Source organism: Paenibacillus sp. J22FR83 (assembly GCF_059691955.1).
In genome coordinates this window covers 189173-207145 of sequence record NZ_JCAUAM010000014.1, presented here as the reverse complement: position 1 = coordinate 207145, position 17973 = coordinate 189173, and the positions used below count along the sequence as shown (strand labels likewise).

The following is a 17973-nucleotide window of genomic DNA, read 5'->3' as shown; positions in this document are numbered from 1 at the left end:
CAACGATCGAACCCTAAGTCGAAGCTCACCATAAAATAAGAAATGAAAGAGGAGGTTACCCTAATGGTCAAACATGATCTGAATCAAGCCTTACAGCGGATGCGAGCTAAAAATATTCCGTTAACTCCGCAGCGGCGAGCGTTGCTAACGTATCTGTATGCACAGGAAAGTTATGTGGCGGTGAAAGATATTTGCGAGGCAATGGTCGGCGAGTATCCGCATGTGAATGCAATGACCGTTAATAGTTCTCTGCACGTTTTTAAACAGCTGGGATTAGTGAATGAGTTGGCGGTTAGTGGAACCTCTTTACGATATGAAGCTGCGGTATGTTCGTAAGTAGATGTGAATGCTAGTACGTGAGTAGTCGACCGTGATCATGCCATTGTCCATATAGTTGATTGAGACGGGTATGTTCAATGAACTTGGTCAAGCGATTCTGATACAATGTTGCGTCGCTTCGTACCGACTGAATATTGTCGAGTTTGACTCTCACGTAGAGCGCTGGCAAGGACTGAAAATGGCCGTAGAGCACTTCGTCCTGACGCAATTGCTTCATAATATCTTCATCTATGGTGAAAGATGCGGTGTTCATATCAGGCAATACGTGATGCCCAGCTTCCGTCATGAAGCCTAATTTGTCCAACCGCCGGACGCGCTCTTTATTGAGCTCTGTCCATTTGCTCTTCTTTTTCCGAGGGGAGAAGCGTTGTGCTGTGTGGGTCTCATCAACTTTCTTCGTTGTGCTGTCAATCCAGCCAAAGCATAAGGCTTCTTCCACAAAGTCAATGTAACTCATGGAAGTGCGCTGAGTAGGAACTAGCCAACAATAACTCTCTGTATTGTGATTGTTAACTAGCCACTCTCGCCATTCTTGCCGCGTCTCTACTAGTACTAGTTTATCTATAATCATAATTGCTTGTCACCTCCGATTAGTGGTTGTTTCCATTTCGAATATGTAGTATCGGTCTATATGAGTATTGTAAACGGTGCACACTGACAACTATATGTCAGTGTGCTTATTTAATTTTTTGGGGGGATGGCAAGAGGCGTTGCCTCAGGGTAAACTAACTGGATTTTATACAGCTAAATCAGGCGATTTCGCGGCATTATGGAATAACCAGCCGTCATTGTCGAAAAATATGAAAAATCGCTTCATAAGTAAATTTGGATGTTCGGGAACATCGGAAGACTTCATAGACATGTTGAGAATCGGTTGAGAATTGCAGCTTTACTCTTGAACAGGTAAAAGCTAGAAATTGTGCCTAAAAAGCGAACTATTTAAAAGAAACAAGATAAAAACGTTCGTTTTTTCAAATTGACATGGCACGTCAGTTGGTAGTAAACTAGGAAAGCGGGAAATGAAGCCGCACTAATTAAAAATGTCGAATCAACTCGTATAAAATCAGGGATAAGGCCTGGAAGTATCTACCCAAAAACCATGAATTTTTGGACTACGAGGAAGCGAATGAGGGGAACCATAGGAAATGATGGTCTTTTTGCATTCGGTTCTTTTGCTGTCCAGCGTATAGAATCGTGAATTCTAGCTCTGGGCATTTTTCTATTATATAGGTGACGAAAGTGGGTTTAAGATGACGACGGTACGTGTTGGTGTAATTATGGGAAGCCAGTCGGATTGGGAAACGATGAAGCATGCTTGTGATATGTTGGACGAACTGGGTATAGCGTATGAGAAGAAAGTTGTCTCCGCGCATAGAACGCCAGATCTGATGTTTGAATATGCAGCATCGGCGATCGAACGTGGGTTACAAGTCATTATTGCCGGAGCAGGCGGTGCGGCGCATTTACCAGGAATGGTTGCAGCCAAAACAGAGCTACCGGTTATTGGTGTTCCTGTCAAAACGTCTACGCTGAATGGTATGGACTCTTTGCTTTCTATCGTGCAAATGCCAGGCGGCATTCCGGTTGCTACTGTTGCGATCGGCCATGCGGGTGCCACGAATGCTGGCTTGCTCGCTGGGCAAATTCTGGGTGCTTTCGATCCGGAGATCCAAGCGAGAGTGAAAGCACGCCGCGCGCGCATCACGCAAACGGTGCTAGAAAGCAGTGACAACCTATGAGTGACACTTCCAGCGGTAAGGTGATTGGGCCAGGCGGAACCATCGGCATCCTTGGCGGCGGGCAATTAGGCCGCATGCTGACGCTAGCCGGACGCAATATGGGGTATCGCTTCGTGACGCTTGACCCGACAGAGGATGCTCCTTGCGGCCAAGTGGCGACGCAGATTCAAGCGAATTTCGACGACGTGGAGGCAGCTAGAAAGCTGGCCGCACTGTCGGACGTGATCACGTACGAGTTCGAGAACGTCGACGCACACGTCACCAACATTTTGATGGAAGAGTCCTATGTTCCACAAGGCAGTCATCTTTTATACACGACCCAGCACCGTCTTCGTGAGAAAAGAGCAATTGAAGCAGCAGGCGTGCCAGTAGCGCCTTATGCAGAGATCAAAAGCGAATCGGACCTTAGAGAAGCAGCGGAGCGCTTCGGCATTCCATGCGTGCTCAAAACCGCAACCGGCGGTTATGACGGCAAAGGGCAATGGGTGCTTCGCTCCCTAGACGAAGTCGCAGAAGCTTATAAAACGCTAAGCCGCGCCAAAACCGAGCTAGTGCTCGAACAATTCATTCATTTTGACAAAGAATTATCCGTTATTGCAGCTAGAAGTCCACGCGGTGAGGTCAGAGCATTCCCTGCCGCTGAAAATATACATGTACATAATATTCTGCACGAATCCATCGTGCCGGCACGTATTCCAGTGCCCGTGCAGAAGGCAGCCGAAGAACTCGCGATTCGCATCGCGGAGTCGCTCGGTGTTATCGGGCTCATTGCGGTTGAGCTATTCCTAACCAAGGATGGTCAACTGTACGTCAACGAGCTTGCGCCACGCCCGCACAATTCCGGGCATTACACGATGGAAGCTTGCCGGACCTCGCAGTTCGAGCAGCACGTACGCGCGATTTGCAACTTGCCGTTAGGTTCAACCGAATTGATCACCCCTGTGGTCATGGTCAACTTGCTAGGTGAGCACATTGCGCCGCTGCACGATCGACTTGCGGATCCAGGCTTCCTAGAGAATGAAACGTTAGGCGTCTCTGCCAAACTTCATTTGTACGGCAAGAAAGAAGCGAAAGAGAAACGCAAAATGGGTCACATCAACCTTTTAACCGACGATGTTGAGAAAGCATTGACTTGGATAGAACAAACAGGCATTTGGGAAAGTAAGTAAAAGATAATTATTGGAGGCATGGTGCAAAAATGATCGATCGTTATACACGCCCTGAGATGGCAAGCATTTGGACAGAACAGAATAAATTTCAAGCGTATTTGGAAGTAGAAATTCTTTCTTGCGAGGCTTGGGCAGAGCTTGGCGTTATTCCGAAGGAAGATGTGAAAGTATTGCGCGAAAAAGCGAGCTTCAACATCGACCGCATCTATGAAATCGAGCAAGAGACTCGTCATGACGTTATCGCATTCACACGTGCTGTATCCGAAACATTAGGGCCTGAGCGCAAATGGGTTCACTACGGTTTGACTTCAACGGACGTTGTCGATACGGCGATGGGCTACTTGCTTCGTCAAGCGAACGAAATTTTGGACAAAGACATTCAGAACTTCATCGAAATTCTTCGTAATAAAGCGATTGAACATAGAGATACAGCGATGATGGGTAGAACGCATGGTGTTCATGCAGAGCCAACGACGTTTGGTTTGAAAATGGCACTATGGTACGAAGAAATGAAGCGTAACCTAGAGCGTTTCCGTACAGCCGCAAATGGCGTGCAATTCGGTAAAATCTCAGGAGCAGTAGGCACGTACGCGAACATTGATCCGTTCGTTGAGCAATATGTGTGCGAGAAGCTAGGCACAACGCCAGCTCCAATCTCCACACAAACACTGCAACGTGACCGCCACGCAGATTACATGGCTACATTAGCGCTAATCGCGACTTCCATGGACAAATTTGCAACAGAAATACGTGCGCTTCAGAAGAGTGAGTTCCGTGAAGTGGAAGAGCCGTTTGCCAAAGGTCAAAAAGGTTCTTCTGCAATGCCGCACAAACGTAACCCGATCGGTTGCGAGAGCATTTCCGGTCTATCCCGTGTCATTCGAGGACACATGGTTTCCGCTTACGAGAACGTGACGCTGTGGCATGAGCGCGACATTTCGCATTCCTCCGTTGAGCGTATCATCCTGCCAGATTCGACGCAGTTGTTGAACTACATGCTGAACCGTCTTGGCAACATCATTAAGAATTTGACGGTATTCCCTGAAAATATGAAACGCAACATGCGCAGCACGTACGATGTTCCTTTCTCTGGCCGCGTGATGACGAAGCTGATCGACAAAGGTTTTGCTCGTGAGCAAGCGTACGATACCGTACAACCGAGAGCGATGCAAGCATGGGAAGAGCAACGCTCCTTCCGCGAAATCGTTGAGAACACATCGGTCATCACCGAAGTGCTTAGCCCAGAAGAAATCGCAGATTGCTTCGATCCTAGCTGGCATTTGAAGCATGTAAGCACGATTTTTGACCGTTTAGGTTTGAACTAGAACAATATTTACGGGGAAGGGTGTGGAGTTCGTGGCAAACGCAAGCGGGATTTTGAGTACAGCGGAAGAAATGATCAATGCCCCTTTGGTGCATAAAGGCAAAGTACGTGAGCTGTATGACCTTGGCGATAGCTTTTTGATCGTGGTGACGGATCGCATTTCGGCTTTCGATTATATCTTAAAGCCTGGCGTTCCGGATAAAGGATACGTGCTGAATGCACTTAGCAAGTACTGGTTCGGCGTAACGAGCGGTTATATGAAGAATCACATCATCCACACGGATGTTGAGAAGCTTCATGCGATTATTCCTAGCGCTGAGGATCGTGAAGTACTGAAAGAGCGCATTATCGTGGCGAAAAAAGCGGAGCGCATCTCCATCGAGTGCGTAGTTCGCGGCTATATCACGGGGAACGGCTGGAGACAGTACGAGAAAACCGGAGAAATTAACGGCATTAAATTGCCGGAGGGCTTGCGCAAAAACGAACGTCTTAATGATCCGATATTCACACCAGCAGCGAAAAATGATGTGGGTCACGATGAGGACATCACCCTTGAACAGATGAAAGAACTAGTTGGCGAAGAGCTAACCTTAGCTCTGCAAGAGCGCAGCATTATGCTGTATGTGCTAGCACATAGCATCTGTGAGCAAAAAGGCATTATTTTAGCAGATACGAAGTTTGAATTCGGTATTTATGCAGGTGAACTTATTATCATTGATGAGATCTTTACACCGGATTCTTCCCGTTATTGGTCACAAGAGAAATATGCCCTAGATATCGAGATCGATTCCATGGACAAAGAGCCTGTTCGCACGTATTTGGCGGGATCAGGTTGGGATAAAAATAGTGAACCGGACGAGCTTCCAGCTTCTGTTGTGGAAGAGACTTCGAACCGATATAAAGAAATTTTGAACCGATTGGTTGACTCGAAATAAACGGCTACGCCGTCCTTGAAGGACGGGTGCGTTTATCTAGAAATATAGCCGATGTAATAAGTGAAACATATTCTTACTAACTATATTTAAAATAACGCTGAGGAGCGATTTCACGATGAAAGCAACTGTTTATGTAACGATTAAACAAAACGTATTGGACGTGCAAGGAACAGCAGTTCAAGGAGCACTTCACTCCATGGGCTTCGAAGAAGTTGGCAAAGTGCGCATCGGTAAATACTTGGAGCTTGAGCTTGGTACAACTGACAGAGCGGAAGCAGAAGCACGCGTAAAAGCAATGTGCGAGAAGTTGCTTGCTAACACAGTCATCGAAGACTACCGTTACGAATTGGCTTAGTAGACACGAGGAAATGCAGAGAGTTTCACTACAGCACAACTTTTAGGAGGAAGAAGTCATGAATTTTGCGGTTCTTGTGTTCCCGGGATCGAATTGCGATATCGACTTGTACAAAGCGATTGAAGATACAATTGGTCAACCTGTTGACTATGTGTGGCATACGGACGGCGACTTGTCCAAATATGATTGCATCCTAGTACCAGGAGGATTCTCTTACGGGGATTACCTGCGTTGTGGAGCGATTGCTCAGTTTACGAACGTTATGAAGGCTGTCGTGAAGGCTGCGGAAGAAGGCAAGTACATTCTAGGTATTTGTAACGGATTCCAAGTGTTGACGGAAGCTCGTTTGCTGCCAGGCGCATTGCTGCGCAACAACGGCATGAAATTCCGCTGTCACCAAGCGGTTCTGAAAGTAGAGAACAACACAACGGCGTTCACACGTGATTATGCCGAAGGTGAATTGATCAACATTCCGATCGCACACGGTGAAGGCAACTACTACTGTGACGAAGCTACGCTCCAAGAATTGCAAGAAAACAACCAAATCGTGTTCCGTTACGAAGCGGGCAACAACCCGAACGGATCACTTGATGATATCGCAGGAATTAGCAACAAAGCAGGAAACGTTGTGGGTATGATGCCCCATCCAGAGCGTGCCATTCATGAGATTCTTGGCTCCGCTGACGGTAAGAAAATGTTCACATCTATTCTAAGTGCTTGGAGGGAAAAACATGACGCAGCAGCTATCCGCTAAGGAACCAACAGCCGAACAAATCGCGGAACAGAAGATCTACAAGCAAATGGGTGTAACCGACGAGGAGTTTGCCAAAATTTGCGGTTTCCTTGGACGCAATCCGAACTATGTGGAGATCGGCGTATTCAGCGTAATGTGGTCCGAGCATTGTTCTTACAAAAACTCCAAACCTGTACTTCGCAAATTCCCAGTAACAGGACCTCGCGTTCTTATGGGACCTGGTGAAGGTGCAGGGATCGTAGATATCGGGGATAACCAAGCGGTTGTTTTCAAAATCGAAAGTCATAACCACCCTTCCGCTATCGAGCCTTACCAAGGCGCGGCGACAGGTGTGGGCGGTATTATTCGTGATATTTTCTCCATGGGTGCACGCCCAGTTGCACTATTGAACTCCTTGCGTTTCGGTAAATTGGAAAACGATCGCGTGAAGTACTTGTTCGAGCACGTTGTCTCCGGTATCGCTGGATACGGTAACTGTATCGGGATCCCGACAGTCGGCGGCGAAGTGATGTTCGACGAGAGCTACGAGGGGAACCCGCTCGTTAACGCAATGTGCGTGGGTCTTATCGACCACGACATGATCCAACGCGGTGTTGCCAAAGGTGTAGGTAACCCAGTGTTCTACGTAGGTCCGGCAACTGGCCGCGACGGTATTCACGGTGCGACATTCGCATCCGAGGAATTGACGGCTGAATCCGAAGCGAAGCGTCCAGCGGTACAAGTTGGCGATCCGTTCATGGAAAAGCTAGTTCTAGAAGCTTGTTTAGAGTTAATCGATTCCGGCATCGTGCTTGGAATTCAAGATATGGGTGCAGCGGGACTTACCTGTTCCTCCGCTGAGATGGCAAGTAAAGCAGGGAACGGCATGGAGCTGTACCTGGATGAAGTTCCACAACGCGAAGAAGGCATGACAGCATATGAAATGATGTTGTCTGAGTCCCAAGAGCGTATGCTTTTCGTTGTTGAGCCGAAGGATGAAGCGCAAGCTAAAGGCATCTTCGAGCGTTGGGGCTTGCACTGTGCGAAAGTCGGTAAAGTAACCGACGACGGTTTCTTGAAATTGATCCACCACGGAGAAGTCGTGGGGAACATGCCTGTAGGCGCACTCGTTGACGAGTGCCCGGTTTACAATAAGCCAAGCAAAGTGCCGGCTTATTACGAAGCAAGCGCAGCGATCGATACAACCCGTTACCCTGAGGTAACGAAGTTGACGGATGCGCTGAAATCCGTACTCGCGTCCCCGACGGTCGCGAGCAAAGAGTGGGTTTACAACCAGTATGACTACATGGTTCGTACAGAAACAGCTGTGCGTCCAGGTTCGGACGCAGCAGTCGTAACGATCCGCGGCACGCGCAAAGGTCTTGCGATGACAACGGATTGTAACGGACGCTACGTGTACCTTGATCCGGAAGTGGGCGGACGTATCGCGGTATCCGAAGCAGCGCGTAACATCGTTTGTTCCGGTGCTGAGCCGCTTGCAGTGACGGATAACTTGAACTTCGGTTCCCCGGACAAGCCTGAAATCTTCTGGCAGTTGGAGAAATCCACGGACGGTATGGCAGAAGCTTGCCGCTTCTTGGATACGCCGGTTATCGGCGGAAACGTTTCGCTTTACAACGAAAACTCCAAGGGTGCGATCTACCCGACTCCGGTTATCGGAATGGTTGGTCTTGTGCATGACACAGACCACATCACGACGCAAAACTTCAAAAATGAAGGCGACATCATTATCCTGCTTGGTGAGACGAAAGCAGAGCTCGGCGGCAGCGAATTCCAATATGTGATTCACGGTGTAACCGAAGGCCGTCCTCCAGAGTTGGATTTGGCTACTGAGAAACGCCTGCAAAACGCAGTGCTTAAAGCGATCCAAGAAGGTCTAGTTGCTTCTGCACATGACTTGTCTGAAGGCGGTTTGGCTGTAGCACTTGCAGAAAGCTGTATCAGCGGAAACATCGGCGCAGAAGTTAACGTAACTTCTGAACTACGTCCTGATTTCGCATTGTTTAGTGAAACACAATCTCGTATCGTATTGAGCGCGACACCAGACAAAGCGGATGCTTTGAAACACTGGATCGCTTCCCAAGGCGTACCATATCAAGAAATCGGAAAAGTAACAGGTTCCTACCTCACTGTGAAAATCAATGACGAACAGCGTCTCCAGTCTCCTGTAAGCGAGCTGGCGAAAGTCTGGAAGGATGCGATTCCATGTCTAATGGCGTAAAGCAATCCAAGGCCCTGAAGCTTCCTGAGGCTCCACTAGTGCAACTAGCTGGAGGTCAGCACGAGCTTTGGACAGGTGACTACTACAACGAAGGTATTGGCGGCCAAGGCGGATTGTTCGATAAGCTGAATGAAGAGTGCGGGGTGTTCGGGGTGTATGGTCATCCCGAAGCTTCCTCCCTATGCTATTACGGGCTGCATGCCCTTCAGCATCGTGGACAGGAAAGTGCCGGCATCTGTACAGTCGATGGAGGCAAATTCAACTATTACCGTGGGATGGGACTTGCGAAGGAAGTTTTTACAAATGATAACTTGCATCCACTTACGGGTTCAACGGCTATCGCGCATGTGCGCTATTCAACAGCAGGCGAAAGCAAGCTGGCGAATGCACAGCCACTCGTGTTCAAATACCGCGAAGGCGATCTAGCGATTGCAACGAACGGGAATCTTGATAATGCCAACATTATCAAACGTGAACTGGAGCGGAAGGGTTCCATTTTCCAAACAACAAGTGATACGGAAGTTATGGCGCATCTGATTGCTCGCTCCGAGCATGATGATATTGTTGATGCCGTTAAGGATGCGATGAATCAAGTCATCGGCGGTTTCGCCTTCCTTATTATCACCAAAGATAAATTGATTGCTGCGCTTGATCCGAACGGCTTACGTCCGTTCATGATCGGTCGTCTGGGTGAATCCTACTTGTTCGCGTCAGAGACTTGTGCATTTGATGCGGTTGGGGCAACCTATTTCCGTGATGTACAGCCTGGCGAGATCATCGTGATTGATCGTGATGGCTTCCGTTCGGAACGTTTTGCAGAAGGCAGCAAGCGTGCGATTTGTGCGATGGAATACATCTACTTCGCTCGACCAGACAGCGACATTGATACGGTCAATATTCACTCCGCTCGTAAACGGATGGGTAAACGACTAGCGATGGAAGCTTTCGTGGATGCGGATATTGTAACCGGCGTGCCGGATTCCAGTATTTCAGCGGCGATTGGTTTTGCGGAACAAACCGGGATTCCTTATGAGCTGGGTCTGATCAAGAACCGCTACACAGGCCGTACGTTCATCATTCCAAGCCAAGAGCTGCGTGAGCAAGGTGTCAAAATGAAGCTGAGCGCCGTTCGTAAGGTGGTCGAAGGCAAGCGTGTCGTGATGATCGATGACTCCATCGTTCGGGGGACAACGTCCTTACGCATCGTCAACCTGCTTCGTGAAGCAGGAGCAACGGAGGTTCATGTGCGGATTTCTTCGCCGCCTTTTATGAACCCATGTTACTACGGGATTGATACGCCAGATCGCAAAGAGCTTATCGCGGCGATGAACTCCATCGAAGAGATTCGTAAGGCAATCAACGCGGATTCGCTTCATTTTTTAACCAAGGATGGACTGCTGGATTCAATCGGTCAAGGTTCCGCAGGCAAAGAGAGCGGATATTGTACGGCTTGTTTCGACAACAGCTATCCAACGGAAATCGTTGATGTGACGAAGGTCGGATGTGCTTGTGATTAATTTTTAATGTAAAAGAGAGAAAACGGGGGTCTAACGACCTCCCCCATATATAGACAAACTAAGGAGTGTTGGTCAGTGTCGGATGCTTATAAAAAGGCTGGCGTCGATATCGCGGCGGGGAACGAAGCAGTAGAACGGATGAAAAAGCACGTAAAACGGACATTCCGTCCTGAAGTGTTAACAGATCTCGGTGGCTTCGGCGGGCTGTTCAGCTTGAACAAAGACAAGTATGAGGAGCCTGTACTCGTATCGGGTACGGACGGCGTGGGCACGAAGCTGAAGATTGCTTTTGCCATGGATAAGCATGATACGATTGGAATTGACGCGGTTGCGATGTGTGTGAACGATATTATCGTGCAAGGCGCAGAGCCGTTGTTCTTCCTAGACTATCTCGCTTGTGACAAAGTCATTCCAGAGAAAATTGAAGCGATCATTAAAGGGATCGCCGACGGTTGTGCGCAATCTGGTTGCTCACTAATCGGTGGCGAAACGGCGGAAATGCCGGGCATGTATGCTGAAGGGGAGTATGACATTGCTGGCTTTACGGTTGGAATCGTCGACAAGAAAAAGATCATCGACGGAACAACGATCCGTCCTGGAGATGTCGTGCTAGGACTAGCTTCAAGCGGTGTACACAGCAACGGTTTCTCGCTTGTGCGCAAGCTTTTGCTAGAAGATAACGGATATACGCTTCAAGGGCATGTGGATGAGCTTGGCGACAAGCTTGGCAACGTGTTGCTTGAGCCAACGAAGCTGTATGTGAAGCCAGTTCTTGCTATGTTGGAAGATGTAGCGATCAAAGGGATGGCGCATATCACAGGCGGCGGTTTCATCGAAAATATTCCGCGGGTTCTGCCGGATGGCGTGAACGTGGATATTCAATACGGATCATGGCCGATCCTTCCGATCTTCTCTTTAATGCAGCGTGTAGGTAACATCACGAATAACGATATGTTCCGCACATTCAACATGGGAATCGGGATGGTTGTGATCGTGGCAGCTGACGATGCAGAGAAAGCAATCGCTGCAGCGGAAGCGCAAGGCGAGAAAGCGTACCGTCTAGGTGTTGTTACAGAAGGCGAGCGTGTCGTTACGTTCCAAGGAGCTGACGTCTAATGCAGCCTTATCGCATTGCGGTGATGGCTTCAGGCAGCGGCTCGAATTTTCAGGCCATTGTGGATCAGGTACAGAAGGGGAAGCTTGATGTTAGCATCGAGCTTCTTGTCTGTGACCGCCCACAGGCGTTCGTCATCGAGCGGGCCAAAGAAGCGAAGGTACCTGTCTTTGCCTTTAACCCGAAGGAATACGCGAGCCGTGAGGCTTATGAGGCGTTGATCTTGAAAGAGCTGCAGGATCGTCAGGTCGATCTGGTCGTGATGGCAGGATACATGCGGATTATTACGAATGTGCTGGTTGAGCCTTTCTATGGGCGGATGATTAACATTCATCCGTCGTTGTTGCCATCGTTCCCTGGCGTGCGCGCTGTGGAACAGGCGGTCGAGTATGGCGTGAAGCAGACGGGCGTCACGGTGCATTTCGTCGATGGCGGGCTGGACTCCGGCCCGATCATTGCGCAGCGTGCCGTGGAAATTCACGAGCACGAGACAGCTGATTCGCTCACGGAGCGAATCCATGCGGCCGAGCACGTGCTGCTGCCGCAGGTTGTGCGGTGGCTGCGCGAGGGCCGCGTGAGCTTGGACGGCCGCAGGGTAGGCGTGCGGAAGTAGGGTTTGGAGTGGGAACGAAGCGCTGCCTGAGCTGTAACGGTGAAAAACGCGCTTACAGCGTGGCGAGTAGCCGAACCTTCACGGGGATAATTCTATCCCCAATTGTTTAATTTGTGGCGTTCCTTCTACTGTTGTTTTATAGGATAAACGTTGTTCGTTGAGGAACTTGGAGTAGCTGCATAACTTGAATTCACTCACACTGAGGGATTCAATCTCGCACTTATTCCTTGCACGCATTTAAAAGTTCGCTCTCATCTTGTACGTATTGGAACTTATGCACTAATCATGTTACTTTGCTTTATATTCATCTTTATATGCAATCACCCATTCACATACAATCCCATTCCCTAAGGAGGAAGCATAGTGGCAATCAAAAGAGCACTGATCTCCGTTTTCGATAAAACGGGCATCGTTGAATTCGCGAGCGAGCTGTCGAAGCTGGGCGTTGAGATCATTTCCACAGGTGGTACGCTTAGTTTGTTAAAGGATAAAGGGGTACCGGTTATCGGTATTTCCGAAGTTACAGGGTTCCCGGAAATCATGGACGGACGCGTGAAGACACTTCACCCTAACGTGCATGGCGGACTTTTGGCTGTTCGTGACAACGAAGAGCACCAAGCGAGCATGAAAGAGCTTGGCCTTCAGTACATCGATCTGGTTGTCGTGAATTTGTATCCTTTTGCAGAGACGATTGCGAAGCCTGACGTGACTTACGAAGATGCGATCGAGAACATCGATATCGGTGGACCTACCATGCTTCGTTCCGCAGCGAAAAACCATGCTTTCGTTTCCGTTATCGTCGACACGAATGACTATGCGAAAGTGTTGGAAGAAGTGCAAGAGACTGGCGACACGACACTTGCAACGCGTAAAACGCTTGCTGCCAAAGTGTTCCGTCACACGGGCGCTTACGATGCTTTGATTGGCGACTATTTGACTGGCCTCCAAGGCGAGCCTTACCCAGAGCGTTACACAGTAACGTATGAGAAAATGCAAGAGCTTCGCTACGGCGAGAACCCGCACCAAAGCGCAGCGTTCTATCGCACGCCGAATGCAGCTGCTGGCAACATCACAACGGCTGAACAATTACACGGTAAGGAATTATCGTACAACAATATTAATGACGCTAATACAGCTCTTCAAATTGTAAAAGAGTTCAGCGAACCTGCGGTTGTTGCCGTTAAGCACATGAACCCTTGCGGCGTAGGTATCGGTACCAACGTACTTGAAGCTTACACGAAAGCGTACAATGCAGATCCAACTTCCATCTTCGGTGGTATCGTGGCTGCGAACCGTGCGATCGACGAAGCGACAGCGCAATTGCTGCATGAGATTTTTTTGGAAATCGTCATCGCGCCAGATTTTACTCCAGAAGCGCTTGATATTCTGGCTAAAAAGAAAAACATCCGCCTACTCAAAGTAGCCGGTTTGGATACGATTGCTGGCCGTACGTCTTCGCCAGTGATCACAACAGTTGAAGGCGGTATGCTGTTACAAGCTAGCGACGCTTACCAACTGACAGAAGCGGATCTGAAAGTCGTTTCCGAGCGTCAACCGACAGCGGAAGAGATGAAGCAACTTCTTTTTGCATGGAAAGTCGTTAAGCACGTTAAATCGAATGCCATCGTACTCGTGGCTGACGATATGACTGTGGGCGTAGGCGCGGGTCAAATGAACCGTGTTGGCGCAGCGAAAATCGCAATCGAGCAAGCTGGCGACAAGTCCAAAGGCTCCGTCCTTTCATCCGACGCCTTCTTCCCGATGGGCGATACGCTCGAAATGGCAGCAAAAGCAGGCATCACAGCAGTGATTCAGCCAGGCGGCTCCATCAAAGACGAAGAATCCATTCGCGTTGCTAACGAAAATGGCATTGCGATGGTCATGACAGGCGTTCGTCACTTTAAACACTAAAACAATTGAGAATGCTCACGATTCGTAAGGGGACCGTGGGCATTCCCCATGAGAGGGGATTTCAGCAATGCGTGTATTAGTTATTGGACGTGGCGGACGTGAGCATGCGATTGTATGGGCACTAAGCAAAAGCCCGAAAGTCAGCAAACTGTTCTGCGCACCAGGCAACGGCGGTATCGCTGGCTTAGCGGAGTGCGTGCCGATTACGGAACTTCAGTTCGAAGAGATCAGCACATTTGCGAAGGAGCAAGCGATTGACTTGGTTATGGTTGCGCCTGATGATCCGTTAGCGGCAGGTTTGGTTGATCATTTGGAGTCAAAAGGCATCGCAGCCTTCGGCCCTCGCGCCAACGCTGCGATTATCGAAGGCAGCAAAGTGTTCATGAAGCAGCTGCTCAAAAAATACAGCATCCCGACGGCGGCTTACGAGTCATTCGACGCGTATGAGGCGGCACTTGCTTACTTGCGCTCGCAAACGGCGCCAATCGTGATTAAAGCAGACGGCTTAGCAGCTGGTAAAGGTGTTACGGTTGCCCAGACGATGGAAGAAGCGGAAGCTGCGCTGAAAGACATCATGGTTGGGCAGGTTTTTGGGGCATCGGCAGGTGCAAGCGTCGTGATCGAGGAGTTCCTGACAGGGCAAGAAATGTCCTTGCTGGCCTTTGTTGATGGTTCCACAGTGCGTTTGATGGTGCCTTCGCAGGATCATAAGCCGGTTTTCGATACCGATAAAGGACCGAATACAGGCGGAATGGGGACGTATTCCCCACTTCCACATATTCCAGAGTCCATCGTGCAAGAAGCACTTGTGAACATCGTCCAACCGACAGCGGATGCGATGGTAGCAGAAGGCCGTCCGTTCAAGGGCGTGCTGTATGCGGGTCTGATTTTGACTCCTAACGGTGTAAAAACGATCGAGTTCAACGCGCGCTTCGGTGATCCGGAGACGCAGGTGATTTTGCCGCGATTGAAAACGGATTTGCTGGATATTTTCCTAGCGATCAACAACGGCACATTGGCTGAGCAGCCAATCGAGTGGAGCGAACAAGCCGCAGTATGCGTCATCGTCGCTTCACCAGGATACCCTGGGCCGTATCCAAAAGGATTGCCGATCACGGGACTGGATCAAGTGCAAGATGCATTGGTGTTCCACGCGGGAACGGCAGTTGATGAGAACGGGCAAATCGTCACCAACGGTGGACGCGTGCTCGGGATCACGGGTCTTGGCAAAGATATCGTAGAAGCTCGTCAGAAAGCTTATGCGGACGCGGATCGGATTCATTTTGAGGGTAAGCATTACCGGACGGATATTGCGATGAAGGCATTGAGATAAGTTATAGGAACGTCAGCTAGCTAACAATACACAGTCACTTAGAAGCGAATACCCGATTGGGGCGTCGCGCGAGGGGCTGTGTTTTTTTGTGAAGATTGGGTGGAAGCGGGGAAGGGGAGGCGTGATTTATGTTGGTTCCAAGGTGACACTATTGCATTTCTCGGCAGGTGGGGGGAGTGGTAGCTGGTGGTCGTTCGCTAATTAAAACAAATTAGGGTAGGTTAGATGCGGAACGAGTTACCACTCGTGAATCTACATCTGATGTTTGTTCCGTTCTTCATTTCTTCGTACGTCTGCTGGCAAAAGTGCAAAAAGGCATCCTTTTTCAGCGAATTCGCGCCAATAGGTTAAATAAATGCAAAAAGGCATCTATTTGGGTCGAAAACGTCTAAACAGCGCTGAAAACGCAGAAATGGATGCCTTTTTGCATCAATTCTAGTTGAAAGTGTGTTTTTGGTGGAAAAAGGTTGCACTATTGCATTTCTCAGTAGCAGGTGGGAGTGGTAGCAGGTGGGTGTGCTCTCATTAAAACAAATTAGGGTAAGTTAGTTGTCGATCGTACGAGTTACCACTCGTTGCGGAAGGGGATTACTTCGAAGCGCATATAGTTAGCTGTCGGGATTACGTCTGGTCGTAGTGTGATATAATGAGAAGAAAGTAATCAGAGGTGGTGGCTGGCTTGAAGACGGAAAAGGAACTGGATGAAATTTTCAAGAAAATTGAACAATCCGTACAAGATAAAGCGAGAAAAGCTGGGGCTCCAATTTTTTATATAGAAAATGGAAAGCGTATCCGGCAAGAGCCAACTGGGGAGCGTTATGTCCAGGTTATCGATTCTGACGGGAAACTAATTGATTATAAACTTTAAAGAGGTGGCCAGAATGCCTGAAATGACGGTCTTTGCTGGCTGTAATGGCGCTGGCAAGTCGACGTTGATTGACCATTATGGAGCAACGTTCGATAATCTCATCAATCCTGATTTGTATGCAAGGTTGATCAACCCTGATAACCCACGTAAAGCGGATCTCACAGCTGGAAAACTTGCGCTGAAAGCCATTAGGGAATGCCTGAAAAACAAACAAAGTCTAGCTGTTGAAACTACCTTATCAAGTGATTTTTATCTGAAGCGTATGGAGGAAGCTTGGGCAAAAGGATATCGAATTATTTTTTACTATATTGGCCTTCAAGACGTTCAGATACATATTGATCGGGTACGAACTCGTGTTATTGAAGGTGGGCATTTTATTGCTACTTCGGACATCGTACGACGTTACGACGTCTCACTATCCAATCTCAAAAAGGCAATATCCCTTACTGATTATGCGGTTGTATTGGATAATAGCGATAGGAGTCTGCGGACGCTATTGGTGTTTGAAGATGGTAATGTTATTTCTCAAATACAGCACTTACCGTCACGGCTAGTTCATGCACTCAAGTAAAACTCGCGTCATCACTGGTTAAACGCCGATACCTATGAGGGAGCGCCGTTTTTCTGCTACTTTTTATCCCAGCCGCGAATGTATTTACTTCTGTTTTTGTAAACGAAATAGCACGCCAATAACGCGCCAACAACTAATGAAATCGATTGCCAGTGATCAGTGAAATAGTGCCAAAGTGACTGCATAGTGGAACCTCCCAAATGTGGAGAAGCATGGTAGTAGTAGTTTCGCGAATGGTGGATGTTTTTATACAGTGGATAGAGAAGAAGGGGAGTTCTTGATGGGTTACAAAAGAATGCGGACACTCTCTGCGGTTATCGCGCTTGTAGCTGTGTTGGCTGGTTGTGGAGATAACCAGCCGGTGCCCGCGGCGGTGCCTACAGCGGAGGCGGTGCAGAGCGCTTCGCCGCAAGCGTCAGCAGCGCAAACAGCAGCAGCGCAGGCAACGGCTGCGCCATCCGAGGTGCCGGCGGTAGCTACAGCTGCACTAACACCAGCTCCGACAGCGGCTCCGACACCTGTCGCAACACCGATTGCTCCAACCGCGTTGCCGAGTGTCCCTAAGAGCAAAAAGCTCGTCATGATCGACCCGGGACATCAGCGAGTTGGCAATAATGCGCCTGAGCAGGTCGGGCCAGACACACGGGAAACGAAGGCTAAAGTGAGCTCAGGAACGGTTGGGGTGCGTACCAAGAAGCCAGAGTATGTGCTTAATCTGGAGGTATCCTTGCTGCTGAAAGACGAGCTAACAAGGCGAGGGATCAACGTAGCGATGACGCGCGAGACGCATGACGTGGATATTAGCAACAAGCAGCGTGCGGATATGGCGAATGAAGCAGGAGCGGCGCTGGTTGTACGGATTCATGCAGATGGTGATGCATCGGCAAGTACGAAGGGTTTTTCGGTGCTGTACCCGTCAGCCGCGCAACCAGCTGTGAAGCCGATCGCTGCGGAAAGTAAGCAGGCAGCTGGTTTTCTTCTAGCCGGCATGCAGCAAGCGACAGGCTCGAAGGGACGTGGCCTATCGGCGCGAGATGATTTGAGCGGCTTCAACTGGTCGAAGGTACCCGTCGCGCTCGTGGAGATCGGGTTCATGACGAATCCCGAAGAGGACGAGCTGATGTCGGAAGCGGCGTATCAACAGAAGCTAGCCGTAGGCATCGCGGATGGGATTGAGCAGTTTGTGAACGGTAAGTGAGGAAGACGCGAA

At 49.2% G+C, this 17973-nt stretch carries 18 protein-coding genes and 1 riboswitch; of the genes, 16 read left to right on the top strand and 2 right to left on the bottom strand.

The annotated features are described in order from the left end of the window. Nucleotides 1-63: 63 nt before the first annotated feature. Entirely contained in the window at nt 64-336 is a 273-nt protein-coding gene (locus tag AC58PV_RS24820; RefSeq protein ID WP_497435243.1) for a Fur family transcriptional regulator, read from the top strand. A gap of 13 nt (nt 337-349) precedes the next feature. On the opposite strand, the gene AC58PV_RS24815 is transcribed toward AC58PV_RS24820, so the two are convergent. Next, nucleotides 350-910, bottom strand: a complete 561-nt coding sequence (locus AC58PV_RS24815) for a YdeI/OmpD-associated family protein (protein ID WP_497435241.1) — start codon at nt 908-910, stop codon at nt 350-352. A gap of 462 nt (nt 911-1372) precedes the next feature. Beyond that, nucleotides 1373-1474, top strand: a riboswitch (purine riboswitch). A 115-nt stretch (nt 1475-1589) separates the two neighbouring features. Here AC58PV_RS24815 and purE point away from each other — a divergent pair. The 14 genes from purE (at nt 1590) to AC58PV_RS24745 (ending at nt 16763) form a co-directional block, all read left to right on the top strand. Further along, entirely contained in the window at nt 1590-2078 is a 489-nt protein-coding gene (gene purE / locus AC58PV_RS24810; protein ID WP_497435240.1) for a 5-(carboxyamino)imidazole ribonucleotide mutase, read from the top strand. Continuing rightward, on the top strand, nt 2075-3247 hold the full coding sequence (gene purK, locus AC58PV_RS24805; RefSeq protein WP_497435238.1) for a 5-(carboxyamino)imidazole ribonucleotide synthase: 1173 nt from the start codon (nt 2075-2077) through the stop codon (nt 3245-3247). The genes purE and purK overlap by 4 nt, the downstream gene beginning before the upstream one ends. 29 nt (nt 3248-3276) lie before the next feature. Further along, nucleotides 3277-4572 carry an adenylosuccinate lyase gene (gene purB, locus AC58PV_RS24800; RefSeq protein WP_497435237.1) on the top strand — a complete coding sequence of 432 codons (1296 nt, stop codon included), beginning with the start codon at nt 3277-3279 and terminating at the stop codon, nt 4570-4572. 70 nt (nt 4573-4642) lie between these two features. Continuing rightward, complete coding sequence (locus AC58PV_RS24795; protein WP_497435285.1) at nt 4643-5506, top strand: phosphoribosylaminoimidazolesuccinocarboxamide synthase; 864 nt, start codon at nt 4643-4645, stop codon at nt 5504-5506. Between the two features lie 115 nt (nt 5507-5621). Continuing rightward, on the top strand, nt 5622-5861 hold the full coding sequence (purS, locus tag AC58PV_RS24790; RefSeq protein ID WP_497259858.1) for a phosphoribosylformylglycinamidine synthase subunit PurS: 240 nt from the start codon (nt 5622-5624) through the stop codon (nt 5859-5861). A 58-nt stretch (nt 5862-5919) separates the two neighbouring features. Beyond that, nucleotides 5920-6615: a phosphoribosylformylglycinamidine synthase subunit PurQ gene (purQ, locus tag AC58PV_RS24785; protein ID WP_171637554.1), complete on the top strand. Its 696-nt coding sequence runs from the start codon at nt 5920-5922 to the stop codon at nt 6613-6615. Beyond that, nucleotides 6593-8836 (top strand): phosphoribosylformylglycinamidine synthase subunit PurL, encoded by a 2244-nt coding sequence (gene purL / locus AC58PV_RS24780; RefSeq protein ID WP_497435235.1) that lies wholly within the window; start codon nt 6593-6595, stop codon nt 8834-8836. The genes purQ and purL overlap by 23 nt, the downstream gene beginning before the upstream one ends. Next, nucleotides 8821-10353 carry an amidophosphoribosyltransferase gene (gene purF, locus AC58PV_RS24775; protein WP_082927982.1) on the top strand — a complete coding sequence of 511 codons (1533 nt, stop codon included), beginning with the start codon at nt 8821-8823 and terminating at the stop codon, nt 10351-10353. Before purL ends, purF begins: the two co-directional genes overlap by 16 nt. A gap of 75 nt (nt 10354-10428) precedes the next feature. Beyond that, complete coding sequence (gene purM / locus AC58PV_RS24770; RefSeq protein WP_497435234.1) at nt 10429-11469, top strand: phosphoribosylformylglycinamidine cyclo-ligase; 1041 nt, start codon at nt 10429-10431, stop codon at nt 11467-11469. After that, complete coding sequence (gene purN, locus AC58PV_RS24765; RefSeq protein ID WP_497435233.1) at nt 11469-12080, top strand: phosphoribosylglycinamide formyltransferase; 612 nt, start codon at nt 11469-11471, stop codon at nt 12078-12080. Before purM ends, purN begins: the two co-directional genes overlap by 1 nt. A gap of 363 nt (nt 12081-12443) precedes the next feature. Beyond that, entirely contained in the window at nt 12444-13991 is a 1548-nt protein-coding gene (gene purH / locus AC58PV_RS24760; RefSeq protein ID WP_497435231.1) for a bifunctional phosphoribosylaminoimidazolecarboxamide formyltransferase/IMP cyclohydrolase, read from the top strand. A gap of 67 nt (nt 13992-14058) precedes the next feature. Next, nucleotides 14059-15324 carry a phosphoribosylamine--glycine ligase gene (gene purD / locus AC58PV_RS24755; protein ID WP_497435230.1) on the top strand — a complete coding sequence of 422 codons (1266 nt, stop codon included), beginning with the start codon at nt 14059-14061 and terminating at the stop codon, nt 15322-15324. 679 nt (nt 15325-16003) lie between these two features. Beyond that, a complete protein-coding gene (locus AC58PV_RS24750; RefSeq protein WP_497435228.1) occupies nt 16004-16192 on the top strand; it encodes a hypothetical protein in 189 nt (62 codons plus the stop codon). Between the two features lie 13 nt (nt 16193-16205). Then, nucleotides 16206-16763: an ATPase gene (locus AC58PV_RS24745; protein ID WP_497435226.1), complete on the top strand. Its 558-nt coding sequence runs from the start codon at nt 16206-16208 to the stop codon at nt 16761-16763. A 56-nt stretch (nt 16764-16819) separates the two neighbouring features. On the opposite strand, the gene AC58PV_RS24740 is transcribed toward AC58PV_RS24745, so the two are convergent. Further along, a complete protein-coding gene (locus AC58PV_RS24740) occupies nt 16820-16948 on the bottom strand; it encodes a hypothetical protein (RefSeq protein ID WP_497435224.1) in 129 nt (42 codons plus the stop codon). A gap of 95 nt (nt 16949-17043) precedes the next feature. On the opposite strand from AC58PV_RS24740, the gene AC58PV_RS24735 reads away from it, so the two are divergent. Next, a complete protein-coding gene (locus AC58PV_RS24735; protein ID WP_497435223.1) occupies nt 17044-17961 on the top strand; it encodes an N-acetylmuramoyl-L-alanine amidase family protein in 918 nt (305 codons plus the stop codon). The last annotated feature ends 12 nt before the right edge of the window (nt 17962-17973 follow it).